This window comes from Flavobacterium sp. KH_035 (genome assembly GCF_057839565.1).
In genome coordinates, this window is the sequence record NZ_CM174492.1 from 2,233,602 (window position 1) to 2,244,886 (window position 11,285).

An 11,285-nucleotide genomic window follows, 5' to 3' on the forward strand; every position below is an offset into this window, starting at 1 on the left:
GTCTTATACGATAGATAAAAAATTAAAGAACAACATAATGAGAGCAAATATAAAATTATTCTTCATATCAGTAATAGTTACTTTCTTTAGCAGCTGCTCTGATGATATTATAAACAAAGAACCTTTGGATCAATTGGCTCCCGAAACACTCTTTCAGACAGAAGGAGGTTTTAGAAGTGCCTTGGATGGGGTTTATGGGCTTATGAAACAAGATTTCCATGGTTATTCCTTGGGTATATATACAATTCCGGAAGCCATTGGAGATGATCTTTTAGGTTCGACAAATTCAAAAGACTTCTCTTTTGATAACAGTTCACTTTCGATATATCCGCTGGCATATAACAGTTCGACTGGTGGTATAGAGGGGTTTTGGAAAATTTCGTATCAGGCCATCTATAACGTAAATACTATTATAAAGTATGCGAGAAAAAGTACGCTGACAAACAAAAATGCTTTTTTAGGAGAAGCACTGGGGATAAGAGCTTTATTGCATTATAATTTATACAGGTTTTATTCACCTGCTTATAATGCTGATAAAAAGGCACTGTCAGTACCTTATCGATTTGAAACAGATAAATTGTTAGACATAAAACCCAGAAACACTACAGCCGAAGTGATTCAGTTTATTCAGGCAGACTTAAAGGAAGCAGAAGCATTAGCCACCAATACGGTTAACTCGTACAGAATTTCTAAGACGGCTATTTATGCATTATCCGCCCGCGTATCTCATGAAACAGCCGATTACAAAAATGCTATTTCCTACGGTAATTTAGCCTTAGCAGATACCAGGTATAAATTAGACAACACGCTGGCTGCTTTGCAAAAAGAATGGGATAAGGATGATTCCGGTGAAATCATTTTTAGAATACGTTTTGAAAATTCCGAAATGGGGCAGACCGCAGCAATCTTTGCAATACCGGTTCTCTCGAGTTATCCCTATTCGGTAGCAACAGATTTAATAAATCTTTATGACAAAACGAAAGACTTTAGATTTACAGTATATTTCAAAAACCATCCTACTATTAAAGACAATTACTATCCTAAAAAGCAAGCAGGTACAAGAACAACAAATGCCGCTGCTTTTGATCCTGGTAATATAGATATAAAACTCATCAGAGTGCCTGAATTATATCTGATACTGGCCGAATCGTATCTAAAGGGAGGTGATAATGCATCAGCATTGATAAATCTCAATAAACTTAGAAATGCCCGTGGTATAGGAGATTATTCAGGGACAGACCTGAGTAATGAAATTCTTAATGAACGAAGAAGAGAATTAGCCTTTGAAGGGTTCAGATTTACAGATCTTAAAAGACTTGGGTTAGGTTTTAAAAGAGCAGACGGCAGTGGTTTATCGGCTAACGCAAATCGATTTGCTTTGCCCATTCCACAAACAGAAATAGATCGTTCTGGTATTATACAAAATCCAGGTTATTAAAAGTAGCCATTTTTAGGATCAATGTTTTCGTTAGAGAATATTGATCCTTTGAATCATACTGCCTGCATTCGATGCATTTTTCTAATAGTATAAAAGCCTTTTTACATGAAAAAAAAACTAGTCTTAATCTTTTTGTTTTCGGTATTTAACTTAATAACCGGATATTCACAAAAGAAGGAAAACTTAAAAATAACAATACTTAAGAACGGATTTATTTTTGACGATAAATTTGACTTAAAGGCAGGTAATATCGTCATTAAAGGCAATCAGATTACAGATCTATTGTATACGGATAATTTTAGTGCGTATCCGGAAGCAACAATAATTGACATAACCGGAAAGTATGTTATGCCCGGATTAATAGATACACATGTTCATCTGGCAACAGTCCCTAATCTCAATAGAGAAAAGAGTAATAAATACATGGAGGATCAGCTTTCTAAAATGATTTATGCAGGGATAACATCGGTTAGAGATATGACAGGGAATGCAATTGTCCTTGCCGATTATAAACGGGCAAGTACCCTGAATCAATTGCCGACTCCTTCCATTTTTTACTCGGCTCAATTTGCGGGACCAGACTATTTTAACTTAACCCGAAAGTATACTACAGAAAAAGATACTCCATGGCAACGTACGATTACTGATACGACAAATATTAAAATCGCTGTGGCCGAAGCAAAAGGAGTAGGGGTAACCGGAATAAAAATATATTCTGATTTCAGTGCTCGCATGATTAGAAAGATTGTAAAAGAAGCAAAGAAGCAGGGATTACAAAGTTGGAGTCATGCAGCGGTATTTCCTGCTACACCAACAGATGTTGCCGCTGCCAAAGTAAATTCGATGTCGCATGCTTTTGATATACCTTATGATTTTTCTTCAGGGAAAATGGATCACCTAAAAAGACCATCAGCCATCGATATTATAAAAATGGACAAGTTATTACTCCTGATGAAAGCAAACAATGTGATACTGGACGCGACTAACTACATTGGGAATAATAATAAGCTTTTTGATGGAATGAAAGTAACCAAGAGAGCCCATGAACTTGGTGTTAAAGTGTCTACAGGAACAGATTGGCCTTATTTGTTTGAAAAAGATAATGCGACCCCGTTGTTTAATGAAATAAAAATATTGACCGATAACTGTGGTTTCACCAATAAAGAAGCCCTGATAAGTGCTACTAAAATAGGTGCAGAAAGCATTGGAATAGAGGATAGAGGTATTATAGCTATTGGCAAACGTGCAGATCTATATATAACCAATTCAGATCCTGCACAAAATATTGAAAATTTAAAAGATGGCTTTATGACCATTAAATCGGGGATTATTTATACGAAAGAATAATTTTCCAAAACGTGTCAATAAACAAATTATAAAATAAAGTTTAAAAGAAAAATCTAATGAAAAAATGGTATTGTTTAGGGATTCTAACCCTTATTTTTAGTCTGCATACTTTTGCGCAAAAGGAAGGAAATGACTATCTGCGTTTATCTGGAAAAATCACAGATAAAAATTCAGATTCTTTGCTTGTTTTCAAGAACAGAACTAAAATTAAAAGAATTAATGTTAACAAAGATGGTTCTTTCTCTGATACTCTGAGAATAAAAGAAGGTTACTATGGGATATTTGATGGTAAAGAACAAGGCTTCTTTTACCTTAAAAATGGTTACAATCTGAAAATTACTTTTGATACCAAACAATGGGACGAGACAATGGCTTTTAAAGGTGAAGGGGCAATACCTAATAATTACCTATTTAAGAAAGCACTGTATACTGAAAAGGCCACTGCGGATAAATCTATATTTAAATTAGAAAGTGCCGAATTTATGGCCAAAATAGAGGAAATTGTAGCGGGTTATCAAAATCTTCTTGAACAGACTAAGGGATTGGAAGTCTCTTTTATTGCTCTTGAAAAAAAAGATCTCGAAGAATTTAAGAAAAGTAGTGTGGCCAGATATAACAAAACTACCGGATTAAAAAAACATCAGGAAGAAGTGCTTCCAAAAGGAAAAGTTTCACCAAAATTTTTCAATTATGAGAATTACAATGGTACTAAAACTTCTCTGGATGATTTTAAAGGTAAGTTTGTTTATATCGATCTATGGGCTACCTGGTGCGCACCGTGTAAAAAGGAAATTCCCTTTCTTAAAAAAGTTGAGAAAGAATTTCATAATCAAAACATAGTGTTTGTCAGCATTTCTACCGATCGTGTAAATCATCATGACAAATGGAAAAAAATGGTGGCAGATCTTCAATTAACGGGTGTACAATTGTTTGCTAATGGTGATATCTCTTTTGAGAATGCTTATGAAGTAACCGGTATTCCGCGATTCATACTGATTGATCCGCAAGGCAATATTGTTGATCCAAATGCCCCAAGACCATCAGATGAAGGATTAAAAAACTGGTTGAAAGAAGCGGGCGTTCATTAGTTTATTGTCAGGAAAGAAGTCTTTTGATTTGTTTCATAGCTTTGATTTAATGCGTTTTATCAGATTTTAAAATGATCTTTTTGTATTTCAAATTAGAACGTGAAATGAATGTATCTTACATCATTTTACCTTCCTTCGCATATTCTTTTTTGATTCCCTGAAGAAGATGATGAAGGTTGATACTTTCGTTTTCGCTCTCTAGTGTTTTCAGACAGGCGTATTGAATGATGTTCACAATATTGGCTCCTGTAATATCGTATTTTTTAGAAAGCTCGTTAAGATTTACATCTTCAGCGATTTTAATTCCTTTGGGCAGGTTGTTCTCCCAGAGCTGCAGACGTTCGGCATAAGAAGGGACTTCAAACTCAATGATCGATTGAAATCTACGGGTAAAAGCCGTGTCAATATTGGCTTTAAAGTTAGAGGCCAGAATAACCAGTCCAGGATGATTTTCGATGCGCTGCAGTAAATACGAAACTTCCTGATTGGCATATTTATCATGGGCATCTCTTACATTGGTTCTTTTTCCGAAAACGGCGTCGGCTTCGTCAAAAAATAGAATCCAGTCTTTATCAGCTGCTTTGTCAAAAAGGGAAGAAAGATTTTTTTCGGTTTCACCAATGTATTTTGAAATTACCATAGACAAATCGATTCGATAAACGTCTCTTTGTGTATATTTTCCAAGAAGTGAAGCCGTCAGTGTCTTTCCGGTTCCCGGAGCACCGTAAAACATAACTCTGAAACCCGGTTTTATTTTGGCTTTCATGTCCCATTCATGGAGTAAAATGTCGTTGAACTTAAGCCAAGTTTCTATTTCTTTGATGTGATTTATAGTGGTAGCATTAAGTACGAGATCTCCCCAGTCCAATTCGGTTTCGATTAATTGTGCAGGGAAGATGCTACTAAGCTGTGGTTTTAGAATTTTCCCGGTCAGGAATTTTTCGATGTATTCGTCCTCCAAAATTAGTAAACCGCTTAGTTTGGGTTCGCCGTATGGTACAGATTCTATTTTGATGATTCCTTTCTGATAGAGATAAGACTGATTGTGCAAGTAATTATAGAAAGAAATTCGGTTTTCAAGATCATTTCCGGCTATTAAAAACTGAGCCGTTTCACCTGTTGGTAAAATGCCGCGGTGATTCTTTGATTTTACACCTCCAAATTCGGGTAATTCTCCACCGTTGGGAAGATAATTAGAAATCAAAGACGTTAAAAATTCCGGATGGATATGGGGAATTAGTGCCAAACCTAATAACAAAATTTCGACATGAGGTAATTTATTTTCAATAATAAAAGCCTCGACAAACGAGTGTTTGTCCGATTCATATTCAGGCTCGTTGCTTTTGGTTTCAGAACCAAAAAGTTTATCCATTTGAATTTCTAACTGGTATCGGAGTAATTCTTTAATGTTTTTCATATGTGTGGTATGTCAAAAGCAGATAAATCTGTTTCAATATGGCTAAAAATAAAAGGAATGAACTGTTTCATAAGTTCATATTCAGAAGCTTTTTTTCTAAATAAATAGACTAATTGCCAATTTTTGAAGCATTTGGCCTGATAGGCTAAATTTAAATACTCCTCGAGTCCGATTTTCATATCATATACCTTATCAGCATCTGTATGTATCAGCCAGATCGTATCCGAAACCTGATTGTTGGTTTTCTTAAAACAGGCGGTAACCGAACTTTGAATGTCAAAAGCAAAAAAGGTATCAGCTGTTTTAAGTTTTTTTAGGGTGTATGCAAATGTTTGCTGGTCATTATACTCCTTGTCAAAGATCAAATCAGAAGCTGTTATATTGATATAACCGCTTATCAGTTCTTTTACAAAAGACCAGGAGTAATCCTTTTTGAGGTAATTTTCTATTATAAATTCATTTTTCTGAAAAGGTTCAATATTTTCAGGTGTATCAGTTAACTCCCATGCCAATTCCAATCGGGAGGTTTGATTGTAGAATTCAATAATTAAATCATCGATTTCTAGTGAAGTGTTTAATTTTTTAGGAGGTAAAGCCGCTGTCACTGGCGTTTTTATAAGAACTCCATGAGTGTAGGCATTGCCAATTTCCACAATTAAAGTCCATAAGAATAATTCTTTAAAATTAATCATAGCTGTAAAATTGTTAAAGTTACTAAGTTATTGAATTTTGTGAATGCAGAGTTAAAGGCTGCCTGATCAGTATATTCTATTGATACAGCATCGTGGATTTGAATAATGTTTTGATACCCCGGTGCTGGTGGGCGAACCCGTACAAGTCGATCAAAGAATCCTGACAGACCTATTCCATCGGCACCACCTTCGCTAATTGCCTTTTGATTCAATGCATTGCTGGACGAACGGTTTATGGTTGTTTGAGCAACGGCTGAGGGGGGCGATTGGGTAAAACGTTTGGATTTTATAGCGGCACCTTTTTCTCTGGTTTCGACATTATATGGTCCAAAACTCATTACCACAATATCCGGAATGTCTTCAAAAACTCCTGTATTTCCATAGGAGACATCAACATTGTAATATAATATTTGGTTGTTATCCCATACAGCTTCTTTTGCAGGATCTTCAACCTGACTTTCCATATCTCTTAAATTCATATCCCTGGTGCCCGGAAATAAATTTTGAACTGTTCCGGGGCCATGTAATCTGTGATTTAAAAGATGTGCTCTTACCCATTGTCCGGCGCTTCTTTGGTTAAGCGGAATGTTCGACCATCCCATCGGATCATTGGTTGGCGTGGATCCTCTTGTATTGCCGGGAATCTTTGTTAAAGGTGCGGCTCTGAGCATATATGATCGGCCTTTGGTGTCTGTTTCAAATTCAACGTGAGAGATTGGCAATTCGATGTGATGTTCCAGTACTCCAACGATTCCCAAATCTGTTGCAATATTGGTTAGATTTGTTCGTATGTTTTCATAAGCAGCCCGAATAGGTTGGTTTCCGCCCCCCGTTTCATAAGCATTAGCAACGGCCCGTCTATAGCTGCCAATATTGGTTCCTAACACGTTTTTCTCGCTGAATAGATTTTCAATTGCTCTCGATTTGGCCGTATATTGCGGGTCAGAATCCCTGTTGTCGTGTATTTCCTGACGTTTATTGTTTAAAAGCTGATTTAAAGTCTGCTTGTCACTGTAGACATTAATTTCAACACGTTCAACAGTACCTTCAATTTTAAGGTTGTGACCTCCATCAACATTAACAGCATGTTCCAATCCAATAATTGTTGGAATTTCGGAATTTCGATCCGAATCTCCACCTTCAGCAATTGGTGCAGCTTTGACTACTATTGGTGTGCTGTGGTTGCTAATGTTAGGCATTTCGGCGTTGATATTCCAGTTTTGACCGCTTCGAACGGCATTGAGGCGGCTAAAATGATTACGGTTTTTTATAATATCTAATCGGGCATGAATTTGTTGTTCATTCAATGGGCTTTGTTCTGATTCTGTTGCTAAAGCACGTAAAGCTTCCAATCCGGTTCCCCAATGTGCAAGAACTTCGGGTGTTGGTGGATTTGGCGGAGCATCTGCACCAGGCGGTGCTCCGGTTGTTCCGGCATTAGGATTTCCTGTTGAGTCTGTAACCTGAGGAGTTTCACTCCCTTCTCCTCCCGTTGTTCCTTCCTGAAATTCTGCCGGATGCTCTGCATCTGTAGACTGCGTTGGAGGGACGTGGTCGTTCATTAAATCGGTCATAAATTTATCTGAGTTGAAATCAACAGGAGCAAATTCAACTTCAGGTAACTCGTCAGAACCTAAAACATAATCTACATCAGCACCAATACCAAACTCTCCGGGTAAAGGATATTCTAACTCCCCTAATGGCCAGGTCCATTTATCATCTGGTGCAGGAGACCACCATGGACTGTCTAATTCTACAAACAAATCACCACCTAATGCTAAGAAGGGCTGTGCGGCCATTTCGGCATGCCCGTGTATGTAAAATTCTCCTTGTCTTCCAGCTTCAGGAGATGCAGTTTCTCTATAACCTATGGTCGGTGTGGCATCAACATATCCTCTAATTCCAGCTAATGCATTAACTCCAACACCTACTTTTATATCATGACCTAGTAATTCAACACCCAATCCTCCCTCTGCTCGGAGTCGCAGTCCTGCGAACATTGACATATTAAAAGAGGCGGAAAGACTAAAATCATTAAATACTGCAGGATCGGTAGAATAAGTTCCTACTGCTCTTATATTATAAATTTTTGCAGGACCAATTTTAGCAAGAGCTTCCAATCCAATGTTAGCAAATAAGAAAACATTTCCGACTAACGGAACTCCATACATGGTACGAACTTCGACAGTAAAGATTTCTCTTATATAATCTCGTTGAGCAAATAATTCTACTTCTGCCGGTGGTGTAATTTCTCCATGAATAGTAACGTGGCCTTCATTGTCGATAATAACCATGGCTCTGCCTGTCATCCATTCGGTAAAGCTAAAATCGACTTCGCCCCAACCTGCCATCGCTCTTGGTCCTGGTGTTGGTCCACTGTTTGCTTCAGGAATTCCATTTGCTTCTCTCGCGCTTTCGTCAATTTGAGAAGGGTCCAGTTGGCTTAAAGCGGCATTTCTGGCTGTTGCAGCATCTGTCACCAATAAGGTTACCTGACCACTTATTTTTTCGGTTTGATAACCTACAGTACCTCTGATGTCAAAAGTTCCATTTAAAAAAGCAGCATGGATGCTGCCGTTAAAATTAGCCATACTTACAGCCAAATCAATTTCGCCGGTTATATTTCCTTCGGCATTACGTTCAATTGTAATTTGAGTTGGACTTAGATTTGGGACTTCGATACTTCCACTGGCTCTAAATGTGATTACTTCGCCCTGAATTCCAAAGTCAAGAGTTGCATTTACAAATCCTCCCAATTGAACAGGAATTCCATTAGCCGTTAACGTTAGATTTCCACCTTCAATGGTGTTTTGCACGTTAGGGACACTTGTAACATCAATTCCAATCCAGCCAAAAGTTTCGCTATTGTCTTTAATGGCATTAATAAGACCGGCTGGATTTCCAACTAACCGATTGCCTGTTTTTACCGTAATATAACCAGCTATCGTATTGTTTTCTATTTGAATGGCCAAAACCGGGGTAATATTTATACTTGTAAGCGGGCTTAAATAGTTAATATTAAGATTTATACTTTGTCTATTGTCTTTTGTATTGTATGTACCATCTGTATTTTTTTTCATTTTGATTGCACCTGACGCCCATTGTCCAAAAGTTACATTAACCTCAGCACCTCTGTCTCCCGCTACCTCAATTTGAGAAGCAATTGTTTCTGGTGGTGTAAATGTTGGCGCTTGTAAAGAAATGCTTTGATTGGTACCAGATACAGGGGAAGCAGTAGTTGGAGCAGTTGGTGTTTTTTGGATCATTTTAGGCTGAACAGAACTAGTGCCTTGTTGTACGGTATGTGTTAATTCGTGTGCTAAAAGATGCTTTCCGGCTGTTGAGTTTGTATTGTATTTACCTTGGTTAAAATAAATGTCATTTCCGTTGGCAAAGGCCTGTGAACCCAGTTCTTTGTTCATCTGAACGGCATTTGAATCGTTATGGATTCTTACATTGCTAAAATCAGCTCCAAAACCGGATTCCATCTCCGTTTTAGTGTTTTTAGAAAGTGGAGAACCACCACCTCTGCTATTGTTTAAATTGCTTTCCAAATCAGAATCATCAGAAGGATTTGCATCGGCACTAGCGCTCATTTGAAGCTCTTTTTCGTCTTCTTTGGACTGAATTTCTTCTTCCTCTTTAGTTTGAACTTCTTCTTCTGCTTTCTTTTGCTGAACAATTGGTTTTGGAACAGAAATGGCTTCAGTGGTTTTAGTCGTTTCGTTTTGAGGAGCTTCTATTTTATTTTGTGGAGTTTCTTCTACAGTTGCTTTTTCAGAAACGATGGTTTCCTTTTCTTCTTTTTCTGATTTTAACTGAACAACGGGAGAGATGTTTTCTGCTATTGACTTTTGGGGAGTGGCTTCATCCTTTTTTGGTACCTCATCTAATTTATTTTGGATTATGGGTGATGGGCTGAAAAACGGTTCAGGATTATTTTTAGGAGTTTTAGCGACTATTTTGTCGGCTGCGCTGTCGGCTTCCGCTTCATATTTATCATTTGATTTACCAATGCTGAGTTTTGCCTGTAAACCAAAAAAAGAGCTGCTGCCTTGCTCATTCGTTGAGGTAGTTTGATTGGAGGAATGAGCTGATTTTTTAGCAAGAACACCCATAATTAAGTCATATTTTACCGTTTTAAAATTTAAAAAGAACTATTGATCTCCATCAGAACAATTTCTTTAGGTCCAACCAGGGATACCAGTAACTTATCATAGTTCGGAATATTGAAATAACGACTTTGTCCAATTTTCCATCGATAAGGCAATATGTTTTTTTCATATATCTTTTCATCGATATTGTTTGTTTCTTGTGCCTTTTGATTTTTTTTACTGAATTCACCAAAGCTGTTCAAATGATAACCGAAGTAGGAATCTCCTTTTTCGAAAACAATGGGCAGAATGTAACTTTTAGAATCTTCGGGAATATCCCATTCTTTTGATATGGTATTGGTTTTTAAGTAGGTTTTTTTGCTTTCGGTATAAGAAATAAATACCTCTCCATTATTTAAAACACCGGCAGACTGAAGTGCTATTTTTCTCTTCAAAACAGATTTCTCATACCATCTGAAAGTGGAACCTTCCAGCGTGATGTATTTGCTGCCCCAAAAGCCGGCCAGCTTTTCAAAGGGACCAAAATTTTGTTTTGTTTTTTCATTTGTAACAATACCTTTTGTGTCTAAAGAAACAATTACACTTTTGGAATTATCGATGCAATGGAGCGCATTTTGATAAGAAACGGTATGAATACCGCCAAACCATTCCAGAGCTTTGATTTTTGTATAATCATCTTCAATCAGCCACGCATTATTGATCCCAATCACCCAAATGTCTTTGTTTTCTGAAAGGATAATTTTCATTCCTTTTAAAGGATGCTGAATCTTGACATTATCTTTTTTTACGATATACAGGAAGTCAGAAGTTAACTTCAGAAAATCCCCATTTGAAGTAACGGCCAGATCAATAACATCCGAATCGGAATGGTAGTCAAGGGAATCATTGAGGATAGAGAAAAAATGATTGTTCCGTGTACCATTTTCAGAAACATATCGACCAATTAACGCCTCTGAAGTTCCATACAATTCCATATATTTTCTGGGAAATGCAAGTTCAGGGTTTGGGATGTCTATACGAGAATATTCGTGCCCGTTTTTACCAATTGTAGGATACTTTGATAAAGCGGGTACGGAATCTATCGATTGTTTATAGACAATTTTAAAAGTGAGGTCATGTTTGTTTTCGGGATTCATTTTAGAAACGTTTTGACAATTGGTAAATACTAAAAATAATAATAAAGATAAA

The 11,285-nt window shown here is 37.1% G+C and carries 7 protein-coding genes; 3 read left to right on the forward strand and 4 right to left on the reverse strand.

Annotation, left to right across the window (positions count from 1 at the left end; genetic code table 11):
• Window positions 1-37: 37 nt before the first annotated feature.
• From AC3IS6_RS09635 to AC3IS6_RS09645, 3 genes are all read left to right on the forward strand, one after another.
• Window positions 38-1,438: a RagB/SusD family nutrient uptake outer membrane protein gene (locus AC3IS6_RS09635; protein WP_489164681.1), complete on the forward strand. Its 1,401-nt coding sequence runs from the start codon at window positions 38-40 to the stop codon at window positions 1,436-1,438.
• A 105-nt stretch (window positions 1,439-1,543) separates the two neighbouring features.
• Window positions 1,544-2,785 carry an amidohydrolase family protein gene (locus tag AC3IS6_RS09640; protein ID WP_489164682.1) on the forward strand — a complete coding sequence of 414 codons (1,242 nt, stop codon included), beginning with the start codon at window positions 1,544-1,546 and terminating at the stop codon, window positions 2,783-2,785.
• Between the two features lie 56 nt (window positions 2,786-2,841).
• Complete coding sequence (locus tag AC3IS6_RS09645; protein WP_489164683.1) at window positions 2,842-3,873, forward strand: TlpA family protein disulfide reductase; 1,032 nt, start codon at window positions 2,842-2,844, stop codon at window positions 3,871-3,873.
• Between the two features lie 115 nt (window positions 3,874-3,988).
• Here AC3IS6_RS09645 and AC3IS6_RS09650 read toward each other — a convergent pair whose 3' ends face one another.
• Genes AC3IS6_RS09650 through AC3IS6_RS09665 form a run of 4 tightly spaced genes read right to left on the reverse strand, consistent with a single transcriptional unit; the run spans window position 3,989 to window position 11,233 of the window.
• Window positions 3,989-5,290 carry an ATP-binding protein gene (locus AC3IS6_RS09650; protein ID WP_489164684.1) on the reverse strand — a complete coding sequence of 434 codons (1,302 nt, stop codon included), beginning with the start codon at window positions 5,288-5,290 and terminating at the stop codon, window positions 3,989-3,991.
• Window positions 5,287-5,982 carry a hypothetical protein gene (locus AC3IS6_RS09655; protein WP_489164685.1) on the reverse strand — a complete coding sequence of 232 codons (696 nt, stop codon included), beginning with the start codon at window positions 5,980-5,982 and terminating at the stop codon, window positions 5,287-5,289. The genes AC3IS6_RS09650 and AC3IS6_RS09655 overlap by 4 nt, the downstream gene beginning before the upstream one ends.
• Window positions 5,979-10,100: an eCIS core domain-containing protein gene (locus tag AC3IS6_RS09660; protein ID WP_489164686.1), complete on the reverse strand. Its 4,122-nt coding sequence runs from the start codon at window positions 10,098-10,100 to the stop codon at window positions 5,979-5,981. The genes AC3IS6_RS09655 and AC3IS6_RS09660 overlap by 4 nt, the downstream gene beginning before the upstream one ends.
• A gap of 29 nt (window positions 10,101-10,129) precedes the next feature.
• Window positions 10,130-11,233: a hypothetical protein gene (locus AC3IS6_RS09665; protein WP_489164687.1), complete on the reverse strand. Its 1,104-nt coding sequence runs from the start codon at window positions 11,231-11,233 to the stop codon at window positions 10,130-10,132.
• Window positions 11,234-11,285 lie beyond the last annotated feature (52 nt).